Below are 25,725 nucleotides of genomic sequence, written 5' to 3'. Positions count from 1 at the left end.
CCCTCCTAGCCCGTGTTGTCGGCTACCACTAATGGAGACACCGCCCCGTGCGTCGTCGGGTCGGTGTCTGTACGGATGGAGGTGACGCGAGGTGGTGGTCGGCGATCCGTATCGGGAGCTGATCGAGCCGTACCGCCGGGAACTGCAGGTGCACTGCTACCGGATGCTCGGATCCCTGCAGGACGCCGAGGACGCCCTGCAGGACACGATGCTGGCCGCGTGGCAGGGGCTGGCGGGGTTCGAGGGACGCGCCTCGCTGCGCACCTGGCTGTACCGGATCGCCACCAACCGCTGCCTCAACGCCCGTCGTTCGGCGAGCCGGCGCGCGGCCAAGGAGTGGGACGTGCCCGATGTCGAACCGCCGGGGCCCACCCGTTTGGGTGAAGTCGTCTGGCTAGAGCCCTTTCCCGATGGGCCGGAAGCTCGCTACGAGCAGACCGAATCCATCTCACTGGCTTTCATTGCCGCCCTTCAGGTTCTGCCGCCTCGTCAGGTCGCCGTGCTGGTGCTGCGCGACGTCCTCGGATTCGACACGAACGAGGTGGCCGACATGCTCGACGCCAGCGTCGAAGCGGTCAAGAGCGCCCTCAAGCGGGCGCGTGCCGGGCTTCGCCGCAGCCTGCCGACCGCCGGCGAACTCCCACCGGCCCGCGGCTCGCCGGCCGAGGAAGCGATCGTGGCGAAGTTTGTCCGCGCGTGGGAGTCGGCCGACCTCGATGCGCTCGTGGCCCTGTTGACCGACGACGTGTTCATGTCGATGCCGCCGATGCCCTTCGAATACGAGGGGCGCGACGTCGTGGCCCGCTTCTGCGCGGCCCTGTTCGATGCGGGCCGCAGGTTCGACCTCGTGCCGACGCGCGCCAACGGCCAACCGGCGTTCGGCGCGTACCTGCGCACGCCCACGGGAATCAGCCACGGGGTCGGCCTGTATGTCCTGGGCCTCGCCGGCGAGCGCATCTGCGCCATGACCCGCTTCGACAACAGCGTGCTCGCGAGGTTCGGGCTGCCGCGATCGATCGCGCGCGAGGCACCCTAAACCGGGATCAGCCCGTGCTTACGTGCGGTGCGGAACCAGAGTTGCTTGTCCCGCAACAGATGCAGCGACCGGCGCAGCAGCAGCCTGGTCTGGTGCGGGTCGATGACCGCGTCGATGAATCCGCGCTCGGCGGCCGTCCACGGGATCGCCATGTTGAGGTTGTAACCCTCGATGAAGTCCTTCTTGATCTGCTGCGCCTCGGGGATGGTGGGGTCCGGGAACCGCTTCATCAGCAGCTGCGCGGCCCCCTCGGCGCCGATCACCGCGATGCGCGCGGTCGGCCAGGCGAAGTTGAAGTCGGCGGTCAGCTGCCGCGATCCCATGACGGCGTAGGCGCCGCCGTAGGACTTGCGAACGGTGATGGTCACCTTCGGCACGTCGGCCTCGACCACCGCATACAGGAACCGGCCGCCGCGTTTGATGATGCCGTTCTTCTCCTGCTCGGCACCCGGCAGGAAGCCCGGGGTGTCCACGACGAAGACCAGCGGGATGTTGAACGCGTCGCAGAACCGGATGAATCGCGCGGCCTTGTCGGAGGCCTCGTTGTCGATCGACCCGGACAGGTGCATGGGCTGGTTGGCGATCACGCCCACCGGGCGTCCGTCGACCCGGGCGAACCCGGTGATGATGGCCGGGCCGTGTTGCGCGGCGACGTCCAGGAAGTCGCCGTCGTCGAAGATGCGCAACAGGATCTCGTGCATGTCGTAGGCCATGTTGTCCGAGTCCGGCACGATCGAGTCGAGCTCCAGATCGGTCGGGGTGGTCTCGGGCTCGAGGCCGGGGTTGATGATCGGCGGCTGGCCGACGGCGCTCGACGGCAGGAACGACAGGAAGTCGCGGACGTACTGGAACGCCTCGGCCTCGGAGTCGACCACCTGGTGGATGTTGCCGTAGCGGGCCTGCGCGTCCGAGCCGCCGAGCTCGTCGAGGGTGACCTCCTCGCCGGTGACTTCCTGGATCACGTCGGGCCCGGTGACGAAGAAGTAGCCCTGGTCGCGCACCGAGACCAGCAGGTCGTCCTGGATCGGCGAATACACCGCTCCCCCAGCGCATTTGCCGAAGATCAGGGAGATCTGCGGCACCAGCCCGGACAGCGCCTCGTGGCGGCGGCCCAGTTCGGCGTACCACGCCAACGACGTGACCGCGTCCTGAATCCGGGCCCCACCGGAGTCCTGGATGCCGATGATCGGGCAACCGACCATGGCGCACCATTCCATCAGCCGGGCGACCTTGCGGCCGAACATCTCACCGACGGTGCCCTGGAACACCGTCTGGTCGTGGGAGAACACCCCGACCGGCCGGCCGTCGATCATGGCGTGCCCGGTGACGCAACCGTCGCCGTAGAGCGCGTTCGGGTCGTTCGGCGTTTTGGCCAGCGCCCCGGTCTCTAAGAAGGTGCCCGGGTCGACCAGCGCGTGCACGCGGGCGCGGGCGCTGGGGATGCCCTTTTTGTTGCGCTTGGCGACGGCCTTCTCACCACCGGGCTCTTTGGCCAATTCCAGGCGACGGTGGAGCTCGGCCAGCTTCTCCGCGGTGGTGTGCTGGATGGGAGCTGGCGCCATCTCCGTCACTACTTGCCTACCTCACTCGTCTGACTGGCTTGCGCTTCCACCTTATTCAGCGCGTCGGTGAGGTGGGCACCGACCTTGCCGATGATCGGTTCGTCGATGGCCTGGATGTGCTCGCCACCGATCGGAACCACTTCCAGGTCCGCCACGTACTCGCCCCAGCCGCCGTCGGGCTGACGGATCGCGTACCGCGGCTCGAACTCGATGACGTCGTCGTGGTAGCGATCGGCCATGTAGAGGGTCACGTGGCCGTCGTACGGCTCGATCTCGACGGTCTCCAGCGCCCGGTTGTCCAGATAGGACGTCCGCTGGTGCTCGACGATGCCGCCCGGAATCTGCACGCCGCTCTGCTGGACGATGTCCAACACAAACTTGACCTGACCCTCGTCGTCGAGCTCCTCGAGCTGCTCGTAGGGGATCGCCGGAATCTCGACGTTGAAGGTGCGCTCCGCGAACTTCGCGTACCGGTCCCAGCGCTTGCGGGTTTCCTCCCGGGTCTGCGGGATCTCCTCGCCGGCGCGCACCGTGTCGATCAACCCGACGAACGCGACATTGGCGCCCATCCGCTTGAGCCCGATGGCGCAGGCGTACGCCAGTGCGCCGCCGAGCGACCAACCGACCAGGACGAAAGGCTTGTCCCCGTTGAGTTCCAGGAGTTTGGGCACGTACTGGGCGGCCCTTTCCTGCACGGAGCCTTCGACCCGCTCGAACCCGTACATCGGGGTATCCGCCGGAAGGCGGTTGAGCAGCGGCTCGTAGACCACGGTCGAACCGCCGGCCGGGTGGAACACGAACACCGGTATTTGCGAATCGTCCTGCGGCGCTCTGATGGTGCGGACGAAGCCGTCGATCTGTCCGGCCTCGAAGTAGCCGCGGATCTTCTCGGCCAGCGCCTCGATGGTCTCCGACGTCAGCACGTCCTCGGCGGTGATCGGACCCTCGGCCCGCTCCGAAAGCCGCTGCGCCATCTTGGCGGCGGTGCCCTCGTCGAGCTTGGGCAGCGGGTTGAAGATGCCGCCCGCCGACTTGCCCGTGACGATCGCCCAGGTGGCGAAGGTGACGCGCTCGGCGGCGTCGCGCGGGGGCACGTCGGAGTTGAGCGCCTTGGCCACCGCCTCCTGGCTGAGCGCTCCCGCCAGGTTCGGTTGGCCACCATTGGTGGCCGCGGCCTTCGGACCGGACGGGTCCGTCGGTGGCGGGGGAATCGTCACATCCGAGGGCGGCGGCGCGGGCTGAGTCTCGGGCTCCGCCTGTGGGTCCGGATCCGGCGCGGCGACCGATGCCGGCGTTGCCCCGCTGAGCAACTGGGCCTGCTCCCGTGCGATCTCCTCGGGCGTCAGCGTCTTCTGGTGCTCGTGCAGCTGCTCGACCTCGTCGCGGTGCTCGATCGCGTACTCGATCAGCTTCTCGACGGCGTACAGATTGGCGTCCCGCACGGCCGTCAATTGGATTGGGGGAAGGTCGAAGTCGTACTCGACGCGGTTCTTGATCCGCACCGCCATCAGCGAGTCCAGGCCCAGCTCGATCAGCGGCACCTCCCACGGCAGGTCCTCGGGCTCATACCCCATGGCCGCCGAGACGATCAGGCCCAGCCGCTCGGCGATGGTCTCGCCGGAATCCGGTGACCATCGGCCCACGTTGCTCGGCAGGTAGCGGTTGGTCAGGCTGTCCGACAGCGTTTCGGCGTCGGACTCCTCGACGGGCGCGGCCGGGGCCTCAGGCGCAGCGGTCGCGGTCGGGGCGGCGATCGTCGCGCCGGCGCCCACCGCGGTCGGCAACGCGGCGACATCCGAACCCGCCCGGGACACCAGCGCGTCGTAAACCAGGGTGAAGGACTCGTCGATGCGGGCATGCACCTGGACCGAGGCGCCGCCGGGGTGCCTGGTCATCGTGGTCACCAGCCGGGCGCCGGCGCCGGGCACCGCGCGCTGCTCGGACGCCACCAGCTGCGCATCCGGAAGCACTTGTGTCGCAGCGGATCTCACCAACGCGGCCAGGTCCGTGTCGCCGTTGCGCGGCGCGAATTCCCAGACGTGGCGGCCATCCGGCAACGCGACATGGGTTCCCGGCATGATCACCGAGCCGTCGCCGGAGAAGTGCACGTCCAGCCAGTGCTCTTTGCGCTTGAACCGGGTCGGCGGGATGTTCGCGTAATCCTCGGGCCCCTGGGCGCGGCTGAACAGGGTCCGGATGTCCAGATCGTGGCCGTGGACGTAGAGCTGGGCCATGGCCGAGATCATCGACTCGACGTCGTCCTGCTTTTTGGCCAGCGTCGGAATCAGTTGGGCGTCATGAAGACCCGCGGCGGCGGTGGTTAGGCCGATCTGCATCAGCGCCACCGGGTTGGGGGCGAGCTCCAGGAACGTGGTGTGGCCGGCGTCGACGGCATTGCGGATGCCGTGGGTGAAGTAGACGGAATGCCGCATGCCCTTGACCCAGTAGGCGACGTCGTGGATCGGCTCGCCGCCGGGCTTGATGTAGCTGCCCTCGTGCACCGTCGAAAAGATTCCGACGGCCGGGCTCTGCGGCGCGATGCCCTGCAGCTCCGCGGAGAACTCGCCGAGTAGCGGGTCCATCTGCGAGGTGTGGCCGGCGCCCTTGGTCTGCAGCTTGCGGGCAAAGCGGCCCTCCGCCTCGGCGCGGGCGACGATCGCGTCGATCTGCTCGGGCGGACCGCCGATCACGGTCTGGCTGGGTGCGGCGTAGACGCACACCTCCAGGCCGGGGAAATCACCGAACACTGTCTTCAACTCGTCGGCGGAGTACTCGACGAGGGCCATCAGCCGGATGTATTCGCCGAACAGCATCGCCTCGCCCTCGCCCATCAGGTGCGAGCGCGAGCAGATGACGCGGGTCGCGTCGGCCAGTGACAGCCCGCCCGAGAAGTAGGCCGACGCGGGCTCACCGAGCGATTGGCCAACCACCGCGGCGGGTTTCGCGCCGTGGTGCTTGAGCAGCTCGCCCAGGGCGATCTGGATCGCGAAGATGACGACGTTGGAAGTCTCGATGCCGTATTCGTGCGAGTCGTCGAGGATCAGCTCGAGCACCGAGTAACCCCGCTCGTCCTGGATCAGCGCGTCGACCTTCTCGATCCATTCGGCGAAGACCTCGTTGCGCAGGTACAGGCTCTTGCCCATCTTGCGGTGCTGCGCACCGAAACCGGCCATCGCCCACACCGGGCCGCTGGTCACCGGCCCGTCGGTGCTGAACACGTTCGGCTTCTGCTTGCCCTCGGCGATCGCCCGCAGGCCCTTGATCGCCTCTTCGTGGTCGTGGGCCAGCACCACCGCGCGGGAGCGGCCGTGGTTGCGACGCGACAGCGCGCGGCCGATCGATTCCAGCGACGACGCCTGGCCTTCCGGGCTTTCCATCCAGTCGGCGAGCTCGGCGGCGGCGGCCCTCTTGCGCGACGTCAAGAACGCCGACACCGCGAGGGGGATCAGCGGCGCTGATTCTTCTTGTGCCGCAAGCTCTTCCAGCGCGATCTCTTTGAGGCGCAGCGCCTCGTCGGTGACGCCGGGCAGCTCGTATTCTTCCTCCGGCGCCTCGGAGGCGTCGGGAATGATGTTGCCGAAATCGTCGAACCGCAGCGAGTGGCTTTCCAGCCCAGGGGCTTCGGCCGATTCGGTTTCGGGGCCCGACTCGACCTCCGGCGCGGGCTCCGGCTCCCGCTCGACGACGTCGCGGGGCAGCACCTCGCGCACCACCAGGTGCGCGTTGGCCCCACCGAAGCCGAAGCTGGAAACCCCGGCCAGCGCGTAACCGCCGTAGCGCGGCCAATCGGCCGGGGAGTCGATGACCTTCAAGTGCATGCCGTCGAAGTCGATGTAGGGGCTAGGCCCGGCGAAGTTGATCGACGGCGGCAGCTTGTCGTGCTGCAAGGCCAGCACCACCTTGGCCAGGCTGGCCGCGCCGGCGGCCGACTCCAGGTGTCCCACATTGGTTTTCACCGCGCCCAGCAGTGCCGGGCGATCCGCGGGACGGCCCCGCCCGACGACACGACCCAGCGCCTCGGCCTCGATCGGGTCGCCCAGCACGGTGCCGGTGCCGTGCGCCTCGATGTAGTCGACGGTGCGCGGATCGATGCCGGCGTCCTTGTAGGCCCGGCGCAGCACCTCGGCCTGCGCGTCCTGGTTGGGGGCGATCAGGCCGTTGGACCGGCCGTCGTGGTTGACCGCGCTGCCGGCGATCACGGCCAGGATCTGGTCGCCGTCGCGGCGGGCGTCGTCAACCCGCTTGAGCACGAACATGCCGCCACCCTCGGAGCGGGTGTAGCCGTCGGCGTCGGACGAGAAGGATTTGATCCGGCCGTCGGGCGAAAGCACCTGACCGATCTCGTCGAAACCGAGCGTCACCAACGGGGTGAGCAACGCGTTGACACCACCGGCGACCGCCACGTCGCACTCGCCGTTGCGCAGCGCCTGCACCGCCTGATGCGTCGCCACCAGCGAGCTCGAGCAGGCGGTGTCCAGCGCGACCGAGGGGCCGCGGAAGTCGTAGAAGTAGGACACCCGGTTGGCGATGATCGAGCTGGCGGTGCCGGTGATCGCGTACGGGTGCGCGACGGTGGGGTCGGAGACCGCCAGGAATTGGTAGTCGTTGTTGGAGAAGCCGACGTACACGCCGACGGCCTCGCCGCGCAGGCTCGACGCGGGGATGCGGGCGTGCTCGAGCGCCTCCCAGGTGAGCTCCAGCGCCATCCGCTGCTGCGGGTCGATGTTGTCGGCCTCGGTCTTGGCCACCGCGAAGAACTCCGAGTCGAAGCCCTTGATGTCCTTCAGGTAGCCACCCCGGGTGCGGGCGGTGCCGACGCGCTGGGCGATGCGCGGCTCTTCGAGGAATTCCGACCAGCGGCCCTCGGGCAGATCGGTGATCGCGTCGCGACCCTCCAGCAGCGCCTGCCAGGTTTCGTCGGGGCTGTTCATGTCGCCGGGCAGCCGGGTGGACAGGCCCACCACCGCGATGTCGACGCGCTCGGCGGGGCCGGGGCGCGACCAATCGGCGTCGTCCAGCTCGTCGGCCACCTCGGGCTCACCCTCGATGATGCGGGTCGCCAGCGACTCGATGGTCGGGTGCTGGAACGCCACCGCGACCGACAGCGTGACGCCGGTCATGTCCTCGATGTCGGCGGCCATCGCCACGGCATCCCGCGACGCCAGACCCAGCTCGACCATCGGCACCGACTCGTCGATGTCGTCGGGTGATTTCCCGACGGCCCGGCCCACCCAGTTGCGCAGCCACTCGCGCATCTCGGCGACCGTCATGTCGGTCTTGTCGGCGGGCAGGTTCTCCTGAGGTTCGTCTGTGTCAGCCATGGTTCCTGATTCAGTCGTTGGCGCCGGCGAAGGCGGTCGGGGACCCGACGCCGCTGCGCAGACTGCCGTCAAGGTAGGCGGCGCGGCAGGCGCGGTGCCCGATCTTGCCGCTGGAGGTACGCGGGATCGTTCCCGACTGCACCAGCAGCAAGTCGCGGACCGTGACGCCGTGGCGCACGGCGATGGCCGCGCGGATGTCGTCGGCGATCGGCTGGTAGTCCAGCTTGTGCGAGCCGGCGGCGCGCTCGGCGACGATCACCAGTTGTTCGGAGGCGTCGTCGGGGTCGTACTTGATGCCGGCGTGCGGGTTGTCGAAGACTTCCTGCGGCAGTTGGTTCGCCGGCACCGAGAAGGCCGCCACGTAGCCGGTGCGCAGCGCCTTGCTGGCTTCCTGCGCCGAGTACTCGAGGTCCTGCGGGTAGTGGTTGCGGCCGTCGATGATGACCAGGTCTTTGATGCGGCCCGCTATATAGAGGTGCCCCTTGTAGTAGGTGCCGTAGTCGCCGGTGCGCACCCACATGCCGTCGTCGGGGGCGCCCTCGGCGTGCGACTCGCTGATCCGCGACTTGAGGATGTTGCGGAAGATCTCGGTGGTTTCGGCTTCCTTGCCCCAGTAGCCGCTGCCCATGTTGTTGCCGTGCAGCCAGATCTCGCCGATCTGGCCGTCGGGCAGCTCGCTGGCCGTGTCGGGGTCGACGATGACGGCCCACTCGTCGACGCCGATGACGCCCGCGGAAACCTGCGCCACCGCGCTCGGCGAATCCGCGGCCACCTCGACGAAGCGCTGGTTGTTCAGCTCGGCACGGTCGACGTGGATGACCCTGGGCGCCTCGTCCATCGGTGTGGTGGAAACGAACAGCGTCGCCTCGGCCAGACCGTAGGACGGCTTGATCGCCGTCTCGCGCAGGCCGTAGGGCGCAAACGCCTCGTAGAACTTGCGCATCGACGCGGGGGACACCGGCTCGCTGCCGTTGAGGATCGCTTTGACGTTGCTCAGGTCCAGCGGCGGTTCGCCTTCCTTCGGCGCACCGCGCAGCGCGGCATGCTCGAAGGCGAAGTTCGGCGCGACGGTGATGACCTCACAGTCCGGTGCGTCGTCGGGCTTGCGTGCCATCTCGCGGATCCACCGGCCGGGCCGGCGCACGAACGCGGCGGGCGTCATGAAGGTGAAGTTGTGACCGATCACCGGCGACAACAGCGCGGTGATCAGGCCCATGTCGTGGAAGAACGGCAGCCAGGACAGGCCGCGGTCAACTTCCTTACCTTCGAGCCCCTCCAGCACCTGCAGCACGTTGGTGGGCAGGTTCAGGTGGGTGATCTGCACGCCGGTCGGGGTGCGGGTGGAGCCCGAGGTGTACTGCAAGTAGGCGATGGTGTTCTCGTCGGCCACCGGCTCCTCCCAGGTGGATGCCACCTCGTTGGGCACCGCGTCGACGGCGACGACGCGGGGGCGCTCCTTGGCCGCGCGGGCGCGGATGAACCTGCGCACACCCTCGGCGGCCTCGGTCGTGGTCAGGATCGTCGATGGCGTGCAGTCATCGAGCACAGCGTGCAAACGTCCGACGTGCCCCGGCTCGGAGGGGTCGAACAACGGCACCGCGATCCTGCCGGCGTACAGCGCGCCGAACAACGCGACGAGATAGTCCAGGTTCTGCGGGCACAGGATCGCGATGCGGTCACCGGGCTGGGTGACCTGCTGCAGCCGGGCGGCCACCGCACGGTTGCGGGCGCTGAACTCCGACCACGAGATGTCCTTGTATTCACCGTCGCGTTCGGTGGAGAAGTCGACGAACCGGTAGGCCAGCTTGTCGCCGCGCACCCGCGCCCACTTCTCAACGTGCTTGACCAGGTTGGTGTTGTCCGGGAACCTGATCTTTCCGTTGACGATGAACGGGTTGTGGTACGCCATGCCGGTTTCTCCTGTCACAACACAATTCGGTCGGCTGCTCCGACGTTATAACCGCGCGCAAGCCGGCCCTGTCACGGCGCATGCTGAGGCGCGCGTCGATTGGGTGCCAGCTTCGACCCAAACGGGTCACGATCCAATGCTCTTACTTTTCTCTTAATGTTAAGGGGCGGCACGCGGCAGACCAAATCACAACGTACCGCCGATTCCGTCACGTATCGGCCTCACGCGCGGCCATATCAGCCGTGTTTGGGATGCGGCGCGTTGTCGATGAGCCCGTGGGCCCAGTTCAACGTCCAATCCGTTGCGGGGATCCCGTCCAGGTTCCAGAACTGGGTGGTGGCGTACAGCGCGTGCACCGGCTGGCCGGCGCCGCCGGCGAGCGTGTTCAGCGTGGTCGGCAGGTTGGCGATGCTGAACGCCTCGTTCGGGGCGGCGCAGATCAGATCGCCCGGCGCGCAGATCTCGTTGGTCTTGTCGTTGAGCGCGCCGAAGCCGCCCGGTCGCGCCCCGGTCATGGTCAATCCGAGACCGGACAACATCGGCACCTCCGCCAACGTGACTTCGGCGCCCTCGCCGGGCGGGTTGGGCCCGATGTCGTTGCCCACCCCCTGCTGGCGACGGCCGTCGGCGATCAATGTCACACCGAGCACCAGGTCGTCGTCGACGGGACCGCGGCCGTTGCCGATGTCGCTGGCGATATCCCCGGCGATTACCGCACCCTGCGAAAAACCCATCAGCACATAGCTGGTCAAGGGGCACTTGTTGTTCATGTCGGTCATCGCCTGGACGGTCGCGCGGGTGCCTTCGGCGCGGCTGTCGTTGTAGGACATCTGCGTGTCCCCGCTCATCGGGTTGTGGAACTGCGCCGTGTAGGGGGTGGTGTACGACGACACCCGGGCGGCCGGAAACTGCTGACCGAGCTGGGCAGTCACTTTGTGCAGCAACGCATTCGGGAACTGCATCGGATTGCCCGGGTCGTCCTGCACCGACGATTCCCACGTGCCCGGGACGTTGATCAACTGCACGTCGGGACACGAGGCGTCTTGCGAGGCGGGTCGCGGCTTGTGCGGGTGGGCCGTCGTCGACGACGGGGGCAACACGCCGGGCGGCACCGCGCTGGGCGGCGACGAGGGGCTGCGCAGCAGCATCACCACGCCCACGATCACCAGCAATACGACACCGGCCATCGAGAGGGCGGCAACCCAGGCGAGGATTCGGCGTCTACGCCGGGCGTTGGTGGCCATCTTCTCCTGCTAGCAGAGTCGGAAGTCGCAGCTCGTATAGAGGTAGGCGGCCGTCCCGCCCTCTGCTGCACCCACCACCGTACCGGCTCGTCGCACCGGTACCGTCCGTGCGCCCGCTAGCGAATGGCGCCGACGATGTCGCCCGACATGGCGCCCAGCTGCCCCGCCCACGAACCCCAGCCGTTGTCGCCGCCGCCCGGGAAGTCGAAGTGCCCGTTGTGGCCGCCGTTGCTGCGGTACTGCTGGTAGAACTCCCGGGAGCTGCCCATCGCCGCGCCGGCCTGGCCGGCCATGGCGGCGTCGTCACCGCCCATGTTCGTCGGGCTGTAGACCCACACCCGGGTGTTGTTCTGCGCCAGCAGCGTGGAGTGCACGTACGGGTCGTGCCACTTCCACCGGCCCAGCTGCGGCGCGCCCCACATGCCGTTGCCATCCACACCGCCGAACTGCTGCAGGCCGGCCAGGATCGCGCCGTTGTAGTTGGTGCTCGACGGGTACAGGAAGCCGGACAGCGAACCGGCCATGCCGAAGCGGTCGGGGTGGAAGGCGGCCAGCGCCATCGCGGCGTAGCCGCCCTGTGAGGCGCCCACCGCGGCGTGGCCACCGGGCGCCAGGCCCTTGTTGGCGGCCAGCCAGTTGGGCAGCTCGCTGGACAGGAACGTGTCCCACTGCTTGCTGCCGTCGTTCTCCCAGTTGGTGTACATGCTCCAGGCGCCTCCGGCGGGCGCCACCACCGAGATGCCCTTGCCGGCCAGCGTGTTCATCGCGTTACCCGCGGTCACCCAGTTGCTGACGTCCGGGGCCGCATTGAAGGCGTCCAGGAGGTACACCGCGTGTGGGCCGCCGCCCAGGAAGGCCACCGGGATGTCGCGGCCCATGGCCGCCGACGGCACCATCAGGCTTTCGTAGCCCGCGGCCTTGGTTTTGCCGATGGTTCCGGGCGTCACCATCCCCAGAGCCGCACCGCCGAACCCGACCGATAGTGCGGCAATGCAGAACACCCGCAGCAGCGCTGACAGACCCCTCATGTCCACCCTCCATCGTCTAGTCGCTGTGAGCACACTATCCACACCCGATGGGCGACGTAAATCACTAATGGCGGCGACCCCGAGGGATCGCCGCCATTAGCGGTGTTGCTTTCGGCTGGCTGCTACGTGCCGGTGGTGCTGCTACCGGCGTTGGTGGCGGCAGCGGTCGCGGGGCCGGCGCCGGGCGTGGCACCGAGCACCTGCTGCAGGTCAGGCTTCATGGCCTGCAGCTGCGCTCCCCAGTACGGCCAGTCGTGGGTGCCGTTGGCGTCGAAGTTCCACACGGCGTTGTGACCGCCGGCGGCGTTGTAGGCCTCCTGGAACTTCAGGTTGCTGGTCCGCACGAAGCCCTCGAGGAACTTCGCGGGCAGGTTGTCGCCACCGAGGTCCGACGGCTTGCCGTTACCGCAGTAGAGCCAGATGCGGGTGTTGTTCGAGACGAGCTTGCCGACCTGCAGCGACGGGTCGTTGCGCTGCCATGCCGGGTCACTGGACGGGCCCCACATGTCGTCCTTCTTGTAGCCGCCGGCGTCACCCATGGCCAGGCCGATCAGCGACGGGCCCATGCTCTGCGACGGGTCCAGCAGCGCCGAGAGCGAACCGGCGTAGATGAACTGGTCGGGGTGGTAGGCGGCCAGGATCAACGCCGACGACCCGGCCATCGAGAGGCCGACCGCGGCGCTGCCGGTGGGCTTGACCTGCTTTTGCGCCGACAGGTACTGCGGCAGCTCGCTGGTCAGGAAGGTTTCCCACTTGTAGGTGGTGCAGCCGGCCTTACCGCAGGCGGGCTTGTACCAGTCGGAGTAGAAGCTGGACTGACCGCCGACCGGCATGGCCACGGCGATGCCCGACTGGTTGTACCACTCGAACGCGGGGGTGTTGATGTCCCAGCCGTTGAAGTCGTCCTGCGCGCGCATGCCGTCGAGCAGGTACAGGGCCGGCGCGTTGGCGCCACCGCTTTGGAACTGAACCTTGATGTCGCGGCCCATGGCCGCGGACGGGACCTGCAGGTACTCCACCGGCAGACCCGGGCGAGAGAACGCCCCGGCGGTCGCCGGGCCCCCCACGACGCCGATCAGGCCCGACAGTAGGGCTGCCCCAACAGCACCCACCACGAGCCGGCGCGGCATAGCCGCTACGGCACCGCGAACTCTGTCAACAAGCTTCATCCTTGCTTCCTCATCCTTTCGGGCGCATCTTTCGTCCCCGCGCATGATCGATTGGGTCCGACTGCATGCGTTTAGGCGCAGCAGTGCCCGTGTAGTCAATCACAACATCGGGCAGCGGGTCGCATCGAGGAGCTCCCGCAAACCGTCCACCGGCCGTCATTTCCGCTGATTTCCGCGCCGAACGCGGCGGCGGTGAAGGGCGTTTCCGCATGTGCCCACCCGATGCCGCACGCTGGTGGCGCGATAGATGTGATTTTGCTGTCAATCTGCCGCGCCCCCGCGACGCGAGCAGTTTGAGACCCGCCGAAAAAATCTGCCCGGGAACTCACTCGCGGGGCGGTGGCGGACCGGCCTCGGGCACCGGCAGCCCGCACCTGGCGAGCTCGTAGATCGGCACGCGGTCGATCTGATACTGGGTGAATTTGAAGGAATGCAAGAAGTTTGAGACGAACCGGTGCGGCGTCATCGGGGCCCGCACCGAGCTCAGCACCGCCTGGGTTTCGGGGCATTGCAGCGCCGCGGTCGCCTGGGCGACCCAATTCGCGTCCAGGTAGCCCGGAACGCCCGGATAGACCTTCACCCAGGGGCCGTCGGCGATGACCCAGTCGGGGAAGAGGTTCTTGTCATGCCCGATCCGGCCGTGTTGCAGTCGCCCCGTGTGTTGCGCGATGGGGTTGGCCAGCCCGATCTGGTCGATCACCCGCACGTCGAGCCCGACGTTCATGCCGACCATGCCCAGATTGGTGAAAAACACCGTGTGTTGCGGCTTTTGGGGCGGCTTGCCGCTCGGTGGCTGACCCATTGGCACCAGGTCCCACTGCGTGTAGTTGCCCGACGGCAGCAGCAACGCCCCGTCCGGGGTGTTGTTGAGGGCGGTCAGGATCGCCGCCATCCGCGGGTAGTCGAGGTAGTCGGCGGCGGTCAGCGGGTGTGCGCGCCCGGTGGCCTGCGCATAGAAGCGCCGCTCGTCGACGATGCCCGAATAGGTGACGTGGGTGGCGTCGTCACCCATCCCGGGTGAGTTTGCTGCCCACAGCGACCAGCCCGCGATTCCCAGCCACAAGACCCCGGCCGCACCGGACAGCCACAGGCCGGTCTCGCGCAGGTACACCTTGCCGTCGGGGATGACCACCGGGATGACGGCGACCGGAGCCAGCAAACAAAAAAGCGGCGCCAGCAACACCCTGGCGTGCATGAAGTCGCCGCCCTGCCGGATCCAATAGAGCGCCTGCAGCAGACCGCTCACCAGGACGAAAACCACCACGGCGGGCGGGCTTTGGACGGCCCGGGCGAACCGTCCGTAATTGGGCGCCAGGGCGGGCCGCAGGAACGACGGCCGCCGCCGCGCGGCCATCAACAGCAGGCCCAGCGGCACCAGCAGCACGACGGGCGCCCATATCGCATAGGGCGCGTTGAAGTTCGAGAGATAGATCATGCCCTGCGACCACTTGTCGCCGGCCGCGTCCTTCGCCAGGGCGGTGCCGGGCACCAACAGTCCGTAGTAACCCATCCGGAAGATCTCGTAGGCGACCGGCAGGAATCCGCCCGCCACCACGATCAGCACGCGACGCTGCCAGGTGCGGGCCGCGATCAGCATCATGATCAGTGCCAGGCCGCCCATCAACGCGAAGTCGGGCCGCACCAGGACGCTGAATCCCGCGACGAAGGCCAGCGCGGCGAGGAAGAACCGGTTATCCGGGCGGGTCCGCAGCGGCTGCCCCCAGCGGACCATCATCCACCACAGCAACCCCAAATAGGCCAGCGCCAAACCACTTTCGAGGCCGGAGGTGGCGAAGTCACGCGCCGGCGGCAGCGCGATGTAGACCAACGCGCCGGCGGGCAGCATGATCGCGCGCGCGCCCCGCAGGCTGGGCGCATAGAGCCGCCCGGTGCCCAGCATGAGCAGCGCCACGCCCAGCACCGACAGCCCGAGGGCCAGCGCCAGTGCCACGTACTCCATGCGCATCGGGCCACCGACCCAGCTGCCCACGTACATCAGGTAGGTCCATGCCGTGGAGGTGTTCGCCTCGACGCGCTCGCCCTGATTGAACACCGGCCCGTTGCCGGCCAGCAGGTTGCGCACCGTGCGCAGCACGATCAGCCCGTCGTCGGCGATCCAGCGCCGCTGCCAGCTGCCCCACCCGAACAGCACCGCGACCACCGCCACGCTGATCCACAGGCTGACCCGGACCATGGTGGCGTATGCGAACACCGGCCGGCCGACCCGCCTGACCGCCGCGCGGCGGCGCATCACTTCACGCTTGATGGCCTCCAGACCGGGGCTAGCCGAAGGCAACCGCGGCTCCGACCGTCGCGATCCAGGCCAGGGCCAACAGCTGCAGCACCCGGTCACGCAGCGCGATGTCTTCCGGCTCCCCGGCCAACCCGCCGTCGACGTCGACCGCGTAGCGCAGGATCGCGATGGTGAACGGGACCATGGACACCGTGAACCAGCGCGCGGACCCGTGGTCGCGCTCGAACGCCCACAGCCCGTAGCACATCACCACCGCGGTGGCCGACATCGTCCAGACGAACCGCAAATAGGTGCCCGTGTAGCTCTCCAGCGCCTTGCGGATCGCCGCGCCGGTGCGCTCGGCCAGTTGCAGCTCGGCGTAGCGTTTGCCGGCCGCCATGAACAGCGACCCGAACGCCATGATCAACAAAAACCATTGCGACAGCCGGGTGTCGGTGGCCGCCCCGCCGGCGATGGCCCGGAGCAAGAACCCCGACGACACGATGCAAATGTCCATCACCGCTTGGTGTTTGAGGCCGAAGCAGTAGCCCAGCTGCACGGCGATGTAGACCGCCATCACCACCGCGAGGTTCGGCGTCAGCCACCATGCAATACCCACGGAGGCCACGCCCAGGAACGCGGCCAGAGCGTAGGCCAGCCATTCGGGCACCACGCCGGCGGCGATCGGACGGAACCGCTTGGTGGGGTGTTCGCGGTCGGCCTCGACGTCGCGGACGTCGTTGATCAGGTATATCGACGAGGCCGCGAGGCTGAACACCACGAAGGCCACCGCCACCTGGATGCCCAGCTGGCCGTAGTCGTACTGGTGGCCGCGGCCGGCCGCGCTCAGCGGTGCGGCCAGCACCAGCACGTTCTTCACCCATTGCCGCGGGCGGATTGCCTTGACCACCCCGACGATCACATTGCCCGGCGGTCCGACCACCACGTCTTCACTCATTCGGCGAACCTCTTTCGCAACCTTTCGCCGCTGCTGCGTGCGATCCCCGCGACGCCGGCGCCCAGCGCGATGCCGAAGGCCACGTCGCTGGGATAGTGCACCCCCAGCAGTATCCGCGACAGCGCCATCGGGGGGACGAGCAACACGGGCAGGGGCAGCCCGGTAGTGCGGGCCATGAGGATTGCCGCGGCGGTGGTGGAGGTGGCGTGCGCCGACGGGAAGCTCAGCCGGCTCGGCGTGCCGACGTTCACCGCGACGGCGGGATGGTTCGGTCGCTGGCGCCGCACCACGCGCTTGATCAACACGGCGGCCGCGTGTGCGGCGAACGCGCCGGCGCCGGCCACCAGCCAGTCCCGGCGATGCCGCGGCACCAGCAGCGCACCGAGCAGCGACACGGCCACCCAGCCGATGCTGTGCTCGCCGAAGTGCGACAGCCCGCGGGCCGTGGTCAGCACCCCGGGGCGGTCGGCCAGCGCCGCCTGGACGGCGACCATCGCGGCGACTTCGCCGCGCGGCGGCCCCGAAAGAGGGATTTCAGCCATTGTCCGCTGCTGGCAGCAACGCCGTCTCCCACTTCTGCTTGCTGGACAGAACCGGAAGCGCGCCGCGGTACACGCGGCGCATCTCGTCGAACCGGCTCAACAGCAGACGCTGGCGGCGCAGCGATTTGAACAGCAACGAAAACATCTTGCGTCGGTTGCGCTGTCGATAGACCACACCGCACCCGTCGGCCGTCGTGACGGTCACCCCGTCGACCGTGCACAGCCGGAACCAGCGCGCGTCCTGGGTCGGCACGTTGTACTCCGGACGCTGGTGGGCCGCCGGGTCGGCCTTGGTCGCGTTGTGGAGTATCCCGCGGGCCAGCCGGTAACTGATCGACAGCGGGTTCACCGGGGGATTCATCGCCTTGCTCTGGTGCATCGGCTGGGGCAGCTCGCTGGCCGCCGGCAGGACGACGGCATCCGGGAACTCCTTGCGCATCCGATGCACCTCGGGCAGCGCCGATTCCAGGATCGAGAAGATGTGCTCGGGGCCGGCCAGGAAGTCGTCGATGGCCTTGTTCTGGATAGCCACCGTCGAATATTCAAGGCAGGCAAGGTGTTTCAGTGTTGCCTTCAGGTGGCTGCGTACCAGGCCGGTGACGTCACCGTCCCAGTGCATCGCCGCGACGACGAGGCGGTTGCGCAGATGGAAGTAGGCCTGCCAGTCGATGGCGTCGTCCTTGTCGCTCCAGGCCATGTGCCAGATCGCCGCCCCGGGCAGCGTCACCGTCGGGTATCCGTGCTCGGCGGCCCGCAGGCCGTAGTCGGCGTCGTCCCACTTGATGAACAGCGGCAGCGGCTGGCCCAACTCCTCGGCGACCTGCCGCGGGATCATGCAGGTCCACCAGCCGTTGTAGTCGACGTCGATGCGACGGTGCAGCAGCTTGCTGCGAGGGTTGTTGTCGTTCAACGGATTTTCGGCGAAGTCGTGGTCGTATTCGGTGTGCGGCGCCGCGGTCCACATGAAGTTCGACGGGTCGACGACCTCGCCCATGATGTGCAGGTGCGAGGGCTCCTGCAGGTTGAGCATCTGGCCGCCCACCAGCATCGGGCTCTTGGCGAATCGGTGCATGGCCAACACCCGCAGGATCGAGTCGGGCTCGATGCGGATGTCGTCGTCCATGAACAGAATCTGTTGGCAATCCGTGTTTTTCAGCGCCTCGTACATCACCCGGCTGTATCCACCGGACCCGCCGAGGTTGGGCTGGTCGTGGATCGACAGCCGATCGCCCAGCCGGGCGGCCGCGGCGGGGAAGTCCGGGTGGTCGCGGACCTTGCGCACACCCTGATCCGGCACGATCACCGCACCAATTACCTCGTCCACCAACGGATCCGCGGTGAGCGCGGCCAGCGCATTGGTGCAGTCGGCCGGCCGGTTGAAGGTCGGGATGCCGACGGCGACGTTGGCCGTGCCCGGCGCGGGCTCGGTGGCATACCAGCCGCCGCTGAGCAGGTTGACGTTGGTATCGGTGGTGATGTCGAACCAGATCCAGCCGCCGTCCTCGAACGGCTTGAGCGGCACCTCGATCTCGACGACGGCCGGCTGGTCCTCGGTGCCCACGAATTGGCGTCCGTCGACCGAGATCCGCACCGCGTTGGCCTTCGACCGGTAGACGTCGACGCGACCGGTTCCGGTCAGCTCGACGCGCAGCACCACCGAGGTGCAGATCGACCAGCGGCGCCAGTAGCTGGCCGGGAACGCGTTGAAATACGTCGCGAACGACACCTCGGACTCTTTGCCGATCTCCAGCGAGGTGCGGCTCGTGGCGTGGGCGCGCCGCGAGTTGGTCTTCGACTCCTCCAGGTAGAGCTTGCGCACGTCGAGGGGCTCACCCGGACGCGGCAGGATGATTCGGGACAGCAGGCTCACGGCGGTCATCTGTGCCGCTCCTCATTGTCAGTTCGTTCTGCGTCGTCGCCGGCACGGGTCATCCGCGCGCACCCTCCTCGAGTGGCGTGCCGTCGCGCAGGTGCGGCGCGAGGACGTTGTCGTACATGTTCAGTGCGCTGGCAATGGCCATGTGCATATCCAGATACTGATAGGTGCCCAGCCGGCCGCCGAACAACACCTTCGACGACGCGGTTTCGGATTTCGCCCGCTCCCGATAGGCGGCCAGTAAGGCGCGGTCGGACTCGGTATTGATCGGATAGTAGGGCTCGTCGTCGTCGCCGGCGAACCGGGAGTACTCCCGCATGATCACGGTCTTGTCGGCCGGATAGTCCCGTTCGGGGTGGAAGTGCCGGAACTCGTGGATGCGGGTGTAGGGCACGTCGAGATCGTTGTAGTTCATCACCGACGTCCCCTGGAAATCGCCCATGGGTAACACTTCCACTTCGAAGTCCAGTGTGCGCCAACCCAGCCGGCCTTCGGAGTAGTCGAAGTAGCGGTCCAGCGGGCCGGTGTAGACGACCGGGGCCGACGGGGACTCCCGGCGCAGCTCATCCCGGACGTCGAACCAGTCGGTGTCGAGCCTGACCTCGATGCGGTCGTCGGCGGCCATGTTCTGCAACCAGGCGGTGTAGCCGTCGACCGGCAGCCCCTCGTAGGTGTCACTGAAGTAGCGGTTGTCGAAGGTGTAGCGGACCGGCAGCCGGGTGATGTTGGCCGCGGGCAACTCCTTGGGGTCGGTCTGCCACTGCTTGGCCGTGTAGCCCTTGACGAACGCCTCGTAGAGGGGCCGGCCGATCAGCGAGATGGCCTTTTCCTCCAGGTTCTGCGCGTCCGCGGTGTCGATCTCGGCGGCTTGCTCGGCGATGAGCTGCCGCGCCTCGGCCGGCGTGAAGTACTTGCCGAAGAACTGCGACACCAGGCCCAGCCCCATCGGGAACTGGTATGCCTGCCCGTTGTGCATCGCGAACACGCGGTGCCGGTAGTCGGTGAAGTCGGTGAACTGGCGCACGTACTCCCAGACCCTCTTATTAGAGGTGTGGAACAGGTGCGCGCCGTACTTGTGGACCTCGATACCCGTCTGAGGCTCGGCCTCGGAATACGCGTTGCCGCCGATGTGCGGACGCCGTTCGACGACTAGCACGCGCTTGCCGAGTTGGGTAGCCACGCGCTCGGCAATGGTCAGGCCGAAGAATCCAGAGCCGACGACGAAGAGGTCAAAACGAGCTGTCATCGGTTGCCTAGGGTATCTGACCCCGGCGCGTATCCCGATTCGGCGACGCCCTGGAATCGGTGTCGGAGGTTACGGCCGTGGTCGCAATTGCCTCACGATTCAATATCACCACTCTAGTCACAGCAATCTCACTCGTACCATCGACTCTGTGTGGTTCATGCCGGATAGGACAGGCAGCACACGCCGAGGAAACACATAGTCCAGATTGAGGAGACTTCCGTGCCGAACCGACGCCGACGCAAGCTCTCGACAGCCATGAGCGCGGTCGCCGCCCTGGCAGTCGCGAGTCCTTGCGCATACTTCCTGGTTTACGAATCGACTGCGGGCAGCAAGCCTGAGCACCGCGAATTCAAGCAAGCGGCGGTCATGAGCGACCTGCCCAGCGAGCTGATGGGCGCGTTGTCGCAGGGGCTGTCGCAGTTCGGGATCAACCTGCCGCCGGTGCCCGCGTTGAGCGGCAACAGCGGCACCACCACCGGCCTGACCAGCCCGGGCCTCACCAGCCCGGGGCTGGGAACTTCGGGCCTGACCAGTCCCGGGCTGACCAGTCCTGGGCTGACCAGCCCGGGCGTTGGTACCCCGGGCCTGGGTACACCGGGCCTGGGTACACCGGGGCCGACCACCCCGGGCCTGGGCGCACCGGGTTTTGGCACGCCGGGGCTGGCCAACCCGGGCACGACGCCGGGGACGCCCGGGCTGACCGCGCCGGGTGCGCTGCCGACCACGCCGGGCGCGGGGATGAACCCCGCGCTGTCTAACCCGGGTCTGACCAGCCCGACTGGACTCGCGCCGGGCCTGGGTGGCACCGGGGCCACTCCCAGCGAGGTGCCGATCGGTGCCGCGCCGGCCGGATTGGACCCGGGTGCCGACGGCACCTACCCGATCCTTGGTGACCCGTCGACACTGGGCGGCGCCTCCCCGATCGGGACGGGCGGCCTCGGTGGTGCCGGCACCAGCGGCGGTAGCAGCGGCGGTGGCGGGCTCGTCAACGACGTGATGCAAGCCGCCAACCAGCTGGGCGCCGGTCAGGCCATCGACCTGCTCAAGGGCCTGGTGATGCCCGCGATCATGCAGGGTGTGCACGGTGGCGCGGGCGCGCCAGCGGCCGCCGCCGGCGCCCTGCCGGGTGCGGCCAGTGCCCTGCCGGGTGCGGCCAGTGCCCTGCCGGGTGCGGCCAGTGCTCTACCGGGTGCCGCGGGTGCCCTGCCGGGTGCCGCGGGTGCCCTGCCGGGTGCCGCGGCCGGTGCCCTGCCGGCGGCCGCCGGTGCCTTGCCGGCCGCTGCGCCGGCGTTGCCTCCGGTCTAGAGCTTCGGGGGACCTGTCACCTGACGGCACCGCAGAGGTGTTGTCGCCGGGCGGGTGGCTAGCTCCCGAATCCGCGCGTGACTCTGCGGTGCCGTCGAACAGGTTTCGTGAGGTTCCACACGCATACACTCGTGTCGCCTCACAAATAACAATAGACACACAAGTAACATCAGCTGGTGTCGTCTCGTAGTCGCACGCCAACGATGCTGCTCACCGCCATCGCGGCGACGGTCGTCATCGTCTCGGCGGTGGCGGAGGCAAACCACGAGCGCGGCGTCCACACCACGCCGCCGGCCCACGACACCCAGCTGAGCGAGCAGCCGCTGATCGGGCTCGGGGCCGGTGTCACGGTCCGCGAAGTCAGCCAGGACCAGCCCTTCTCGTTGGTCGCGCTGAGCGGCGACCTGGCCGGCACCTCGACGCGGGTGCGGGCAAAGCGGGCCGACGGGTCGTGGGGGCCCTGGTATCAGACCGAGTACGAGACCGCCGCGCCCGACGACGGTGCGGCCGCGGGATCCGCCGGGTCGGCGCCGCCGGCCGGCCCGACCGAAGGCCCCCGCAGCACGGATCCGGTGTTCGTCGGCACCACCACCACGGTGCAGATCGCGGTCACCCGCCCCCTCGATGCGAGGGTGACCCAAGCCCCGCCGCCGACCGACCCGCCGGCGTCAAACGACCTCGGATACAAGCCGGCGTCCAGGGAACAGCCGTTCGGCCAGAACATCTCCGCGATCCTCATCTCTCCGCCGCAGGCGCCGGCCCACACGCAGTGGACGCCGCCGTCCGGGGTCGTGATGCCGGGGCAGGCGCCTCCCATCATCAGCCGGGCCGAATGGGGCGCCGACGAAGCGCTGCGGTGCGGTAGTCCCCAGTACGACAACGGGATTCGCGCCGCGGTCATCCACCACACCGCGGGCAGCAACGACTACTCGCCGCTGGAATCGGCGGGGATCGTCAAGGCCATCTACACCTACCACAGCAAGACGCTGGGCTGGTGCGACATCGCCTACAACGTGTTGGTGGACAAATACGGCCAGGTGTTCGAGGGCAGCGCCGGCGGACTGACCAAGGCCGTCGAGGGCTTCCACACCGGCGGATTCAACCGCAACACCTGGGGTGTGGCCATGATCGGCAACTTCGACGACGTACCGCCGACGCCGGTGCAGCTGCGAACCGTGGGCCGGCTGCTGGGCTGGCGGCTGGGTCTGGACGACGTCGACCCCAAAGGCACGGTGGCGCTCGAATCGGCGGGCAGCCACTACACCACCTTTCCGGCCGGGGCCGTCGCGACACTGCCCACCATCTTCACCCACCGCGACGTCGGCAACACCGACTGCCCAGGCAACGCCGCCTACGCGCTGATGGACGAAATCCGGGACATCGCATCGCATTTCAACGATCCGCCCGAGGAGTTGATCAAGGCACTGCAGGGTGGCGCGATCTATGAGCACTGGCAGGCCATCGGCGGCATGAACAGCGTTCTCGGCGCGCCGACCTCGCCGGAAGACAGCGGCGAGGGTGATTCCCGTTACGCCACCTTCGCCAGGGGCGCGATGTATTGGTCACCCGAGACGGGCGCGCAGCCGGTCACCGGCGCGATCTACGAGGCGTGGGCCTCGCTGAGCTTCGAGCGAGGTCCGCTAGGGTTGCCGACCAGCGCGGAAATCCAAGAACCGCTGCGGATTACGCAGAACTTCCAGCATGGCACCTTGAACTTCGAGCGGCTCACCGGAGACATCACCGAGGTCGTGGACGGCATCACCACGCCGTTGTCGACCGAGTCGCCGAGCGGCCCGACCGTCCCGCCGGAACACTTCTCGCTGCCCGCGCACCCGGCGGCCACCTAGACCAGGTTTTCCCCCGCGTGCGCGGAGCATTAGTCTGCGAGCTGTGCCCGAGACGCCGTATTTGACGATCGATCTCGACCGGGTGCGAAGGAACTTCCGGACGCTGCGGGCGTTGTTGCCCGGCGCCCGGATCCGCTACGCGGTGAAGGCAAACCCGGCCGAGCCGATCCTGCGTCTGCTCGCGGGCGAGGGCGCCGCGTTCGACGTCGCCTCCATCGGCGAGGTCGACGCGTGTGTTAACGCCGGCATCGACGGGGGCCTGCTGAGCTTCGGCAACACCATCCAAAAACCCGCAGAGGTGGCTCGGGCCTATGCGCGCGGGGTTCGGCGGTTCGCGTTCGACACCGAGCACGGTCTGACGACGATCGCCGCCCACGCCCCCGGGGCGGCCGTGGAATGCCGCATCGCCGCGGGCTTCCCGTCGTCGGTGACGCCGTTCGGCGACAAGTTCGGTTGCGCCCCCACGCAGGCCGCGGAGCTGCTCGGCGACGCCCGCCGCCTCGGGCTGCGGCCCGACGGGGTGTCGTTCCACGTCGGTTCGCAACAACTCGACCCGGCCGCGTGGGAGCTCGGAATACGCGCCGCTGCAACGGTATTCGATGCAACGGGCGACCTCGCGACGATCAACGTCGGGGGCGGGTTCCCCCTCGCGTATGCCGCCGACGCGCCACCCCTCGAGGCGTTCGCCGAGGCCTTGGCGTCGGTCCTGACACGCCACTTCGGCGCCGATCCGCCGCGGCTCGTGGTCGAACCGGGACGAGTGCTGGTGGGTTCGGCCGGCACGATCCGGTGCGAGGTGGTAGCGGTCCGGACCGGTACCGACGAGCGGCGCTGGGTCTACCTCGACGTCGGTCGTTACGGGGGCCTGGCCGAAACCGAGAACGAGTACATCCGGTACCGCCTGCGGACCGGCCGGGACGGCGACCCACTCGATGATGCCGTGGTCGCGGGCCCGACGTGCGACGGCGACGACGTGCTCTACCGACACTACCCGCTTCCCGTGACGCTGCGGCCCGGCGACCGGGTCGAGATCGACGATGCCGGCGCGTACACCGCGAGCTACGCGTCGGTTGCCTTCAACGGATTCCCGCCGCTGCCAACCCATTTCGTTAATGCGCCCGTGAAAGGGTTACCCGGCCACGAAATCATCGAGCCGCTGGCCCCGGGGCTGACCCGAAACTGGCGGCTGTCGGATGTCCGCTGCGACGTGCGCACCGAGTTTCAGCATCTGGTGATCGGCCGCACGGAACAGGGCATCACACTGTTCACCGACGGCGAGCGTCAGAGCACCGAGCTCAGCCAGCTCGTCTACCACGAGGCGCTGCTGGTGCCGGCGCTGCTGCTGGCTGCCCGCATCGAGCGGGTACTCGTCATCGGCTCCGGCGAGGGCGTGACAAGCCAGCTCGCCGTCGCCGCCGGGGCGACGCACGTCGATCACGTCGACATCGATCGCGAAGCGGTCCGGCTGTGCGCGCAGCATCTGCCCTACGGCTACACGGTGGACGAACTGCGCAGGGCGGAAAGCGGACTCGGCCCGGTCGCGATGCATTACGGCGACGGCTGGAACTTCGTCGCCCGGTGCGGTACGCGGTACGACATCGTGGTCGTCGACCTTCCCGACGAGCGGACGGCGCCCGCGCAGCACAACCGGCTCTACGACGCCGACTTCCTGGCACGATGCCGCAAGATCGGCAGCGTCGTCATCGGCCAGGCCGGCTGCCCGACGCTGTGGCGGAACCAGTCGCTGCACGCGTCGTGGCGGCGCTTTCACGAAACATTCGACACCGTCGTCTATTTCGGGAGCGACGAGCACGAGTGGGCATTCCTATCGGGGCTGGACCACGTCTGCGAGGATCCCGTCGCCGTGATGTCAGCGAGATTGGCGTCGCTGGCCTATCGACCCCGCACGATCGATGCCGACACGCTCGTCGGAGCCACGATCCCGCCGAAGTCGCTGCGGGACAAGCCCGCTCGCCAGCGTTAGAGAATCGCGACGGCAACCACGATGCCCAGCGCGAACTGCGCCGCGGCCACCATCAGCGCCTCGTAGTTGAACTCCTCGGAGGCGAACAAGGCGTCCATGTCGATCCCGATCACCATCGCCGCGATCCGCATCATCACCACCTGCGCCACGATCCCCACGATCCCGAAGACCGCCGAGCCCACCAGCCCCTCGAGCAGCTTTCCCGACGACGAGTAGATGGCCAGCACGACGATGAGCGCCATGCTGACCATGCCGGCCGCCGCGACAATGATGGCGTTCGGTTTTCCCCCGTCCACCATCTTGCGCAGCGGTCCCGGCGTGGTGAGATCGATCGCGTAGAACCCGATCATCATCAGCACCAAGCCGACGATCGCGTACAAGAAGATCGCCCCGGCACCGCGGCCGAGCACGGCCATGTAGCCCGCATCCCAGTAGCTCGAATTCAGCGCGGCGATTGTTGTCATC

16 protein-coding genes are annotated in these 25,725 nt (G+C 68.1%); 4 read left to right on the top strand and 12 right to left on the bottom strand.

The window, feature by feature from the left end; all coding sequences use genetic code 11:
• Positions 1 to 91: 91 nt before the first annotated feature.
• Positions 92 to 1,036 carry a sigma-70 family RNA polymerase sigma factor gene (locus tag A5747_RS19920; RefSeq protein WP_076127465.1) on the top strand — a complete coding sequence of 315 codons (945 nt, stop codon included), beginning with the start codon at positions 92 to 94 and terminating at the stop codon, positions 1,034 to 1,036.
• Here A5747_RS19920 and A5747_RS19915 read toward each other — a convergent pair.
• The 11 genes from A5747_RS19915 to glf form a co-directional block, all read right to left on the bottom strand.
• Positions 1,033 to 2,598 carry an acyl-CoA carboxylase subunit beta gene (locus A5747_RS19915; RefSeq protein WP_139333173.1) on the bottom strand — a complete coding sequence of 522 codons (1,566 nt, stop codon included), beginning with the start codon at positions 2,596 to 2,598 and terminating at the stop codon, positions 1,033 to 1,035. The genes A5747_RS19920 and A5747_RS19915 overlap by 4 nt on opposite strands.
• Positions 2,599 to 2,606: 8 nt before the next feature.
• On the bottom strand, positions 2,607 to 7,919 hold the full coding sequence (gene pks13, locus A5747_RS19910; protein ID WP_076127460.1) for a polyketide synthase Pks13: 5,313 nt from the start codon (positions 7,917 to 7,919) through the stop codon (positions 2,607 to 2,609).
• A gap of 10 nt (positions 7,920 to 7,929) precedes the next feature.
• On the bottom strand, positions 7,930 to 9,828 hold the full coding sequence (fadD32, locus tag A5747_RS19905) for a long-chain-fatty-acid--AMP ligase FadD32 (RefSeq protein ID WP_076127458.1): 1,899 nt from the start codon (positions 9,826 to 9,828) through the stop codon (positions 7,930 to 7,932).
• A 236-nt stretch (positions 9,829 to 10,064) separates the two neighbouring features.
• Positions 10,065 to 11,072: a cutinase family protein gene (locus A5747_RS19900; RefSeq protein ID WP_076127455.1), complete on the bottom strand. Its 1,008-nt coding sequence runs from the start codon at positions 11,070 to 11,072 to the stop codon at positions 10,065 to 10,067.
• 116 nt (positions 11,073 to 11,188) lie between these two features.
• A complete protein-coding gene (locus A5747_RS19895) occupies positions 11,189 to 12,100 on the bottom strand; it encodes an esterase family protein (RefSeq protein ID WP_076127452.1) in 912 nt (303 codons plus the stop codon).
• A gap of 122 nt (positions 12,101 to 12,222) precedes the next feature.
• Positions 12,223 to 13,269, bottom strand: coding sequence for an esterase family protein (locus A5747_RS19890; RefSeq protein ID WP_076127450.1), 1,047 nt, complete (start codon positions 13,267 to 13,269; stop codon positions 12,223 to 12,225).
• A 325-nt stretch (positions 13,270 to 13,594) separates the two neighbouring features.
• Complete coding sequence (gene aftB, locus A5747_RS19885) at positions 13,595 to 15,565, bottom strand: terminal beta-(1->2)-arabinofuranosyltransferase (RefSeq protein ID WP_304528789.1); 1,971 nt, start codon at positions 15,563 to 15,565, stop codon at positions 13,595 to 13,597.
• Positions 15,552 to 16,460: a decaprenyl-phosphate phosphoribosyltransferase gene (locus A5747_RS19880; protein WP_076127446.1), complete on the bottom strand. Its 909-nt coding sequence runs from the start codon at positions 16,458 to 16,460 to the stop codon at positions 15,552 to 15,554. Before A5747_RS19880 ends, aftB begins: the two co-directional genes overlap by 14 nt.
• Positions 16,457 to 17,002 carry a phosphatase PAP2 family protein gene (locus A5747_RS19875; protein WP_076127444.1) on the bottom strand — a complete coding sequence of 182 codons (546 nt, stop codon included), beginning with the start codon at positions 17,000 to 17,002 and terminating at the stop codon, positions 16,457 to 16,459. The genes A5747_RS19880 and A5747_RS19875 overlap by 4 nt, the downstream gene beginning before the upstream one ends.
• Positions 16,995 to 18,881, bottom strand: coding sequence for a glycosyltransferase (locus tag A5747_RS19870; protein WP_076127441.1), 1,887 nt, complete (start codon positions 18,879 to 18,881; stop codon positions 16,995 to 16,997). Before A5747_RS19870 ends, A5747_RS19875 begins: the two co-directional genes overlap by 8 nt.
• Positions 18,882 to 18,930: 49 nt before the next feature.
• The gene (glf, locus tag A5747_RS19865) at positions 18,931 to 20,124 is read right to left on the bottom strand and encodes a UDP-galactopyranose mutase (RefSeq protein WP_076127438.1); all 1,194 of its coding nucleotides are present in this window, start codon (positions 20,122 to 20,124) and stop codon (positions 18,931 to 18,933) included.
• Positions 20,125 to 20,343: 219 nt separating this feature from the next.
• Between glf and A5747_RS25545 the strand changes: the two genes are divergently transcribed.
• The 3 genes from A5747_RS25545 (at position 20,344) to A5747_RS25540 (ending at position 25,260) form a co-directional block, all read left to right on the top strand.
• The gene (locus A5747_RS25545) at positions 20,344 to 21,429 is read left to right on the top strand and encodes a PirG (protein WP_233148092.1); all 1,086 of its coding nucleotides are present in this window, start codon (positions 20,344 to 20,346) and stop codon (positions 21,427 to 21,429) included.
• A 176-nt stretch (positions 21,430 to 21,605) separates the two neighbouring features.
• Positions 21,606 to 23,276 (top strand): N-acetylmuramoyl-L-alanine amidase, encoded by a 1,671-nt coding sequence (locus A5747_RS19850; protein ID WP_369805150.1) that lies wholly within the window; start codon positions 21,606 to 21,608, stop codon positions 23,274 to 23,276.
• Between the two features lie 43 nt (positions 23,277 to 23,319).
• Positions 23,320 to 25,260 (top strand): alanine racemase, encoded by a 1,941-nt coding sequence (locus A5747_RS25540; protein WP_083700551.1) that lies wholly within the window; start codon positions 23,320 to 23,322, stop codon positions 25,258 to 25,260.
• Here the strand turns inward: A5747_RS25540 and A5747_RS19830 are convergent.
• Positions 25,257 to 25,724, bottom strand: coding sequence for a DUF350 domain-containing protein (locus tag A5747_RS19830; RefSeq protein WP_076127429.1), 468 nt, complete (start codon positions 25,722 to 25,724; stop codon positions 25,257 to 25,259). The two genes, A5747_RS25540 and A5747_RS19830, sit on opposite strands and share 4 nt — an antisense overlap.
• Position 25,725: the final 1 nt, after the last annotated feature.

This window comes from Mycobacterium sp. IS-836, assembly GCF_001954275.1.
GTDB lineage: Bacteria > Actinomycetota > Actinomycetes > Mycobacteriales > Mycobacteriaceae > Mycobacterium.
This window is presented reverse-complemented; position numbering and strand designations above follow the sequence as displayed.

Coding starts and splice junctions, on each gene's coding strand:
- A5747_RS19915 (WP_139333173.1), bottom strand. CDS start 2,598: ATGGCGCCAGCTCCCATCCAGCACACCACCGCGGAGAAGCTGGCCGAG.
- A5747_RS19880 (WP_076127446.1), bottom strand. CDS start 16,460: ATGAGTGAAGACGTGGTGGTCGGACCGCCGGGCAATGTGATCGTCGGG.
- glf (WP_076127438.1), bottom strand. CDS start 20,124: ATGACAGCTCGTTTTGACCTCTTCGTCGTCGGCTCTGGATTCTTCGGC.
- A5747_RS19890 (WP_076127450.1), bottom strand. CDS start 13,269: ATGAAGCTTGTTGACAGAGTTCGCGGTGCCGTAGCGGCTATGCCGCGC.
- A5747_RS19870 (WP_076127441.1), bottom strand. CDS start 18,881: ATGACCGCCGTGAGCCTGCTGTCCCGAATCATCCTGCCGCGTCCGGGT.
- fadD32 (WP_076127458.1), bottom strand. CDS start 9,828: ATGGCGTACCACAACCCGTTCATCGTCAACGGAAAGATCAGGTTCCCG.
- A5747_RS19875 (WP_076127444.1), bottom strand. CDS start 17,002: ATGGCTGAAATCCCTCTTTCGGGGCCGCCGCGCGGCGAAGTCGCCGCG.
- A5747_RS19895 (WP_076127452.1), bottom strand. CDS start 12,100: ATGAGGGGTCTGTCAGCGCTGCTGCGGGTGTTCTGCATTGCCGCACTA.
- A5747_RS19830 (WP_076127429.1), bottom strand. CDS start 25,724: ATGACAACAATCGCCGCGCTGAATTCGAGCTACTGGGATGCGGGCTAC.
- A5747_RS19900 (WP_076127455.1), bottom strand. CDS start 11,072: ATGGCCACCAACGCCCGGCGTAGACGCCGAATCCTCGCCTGGGTTGCC.
- pks13 (WP_076127460.1), bottom strand. CDS start 7,919: ATGGCTGACACAGACGAACCTCAGGAGAACCTGCCCGCCGACAAGACC.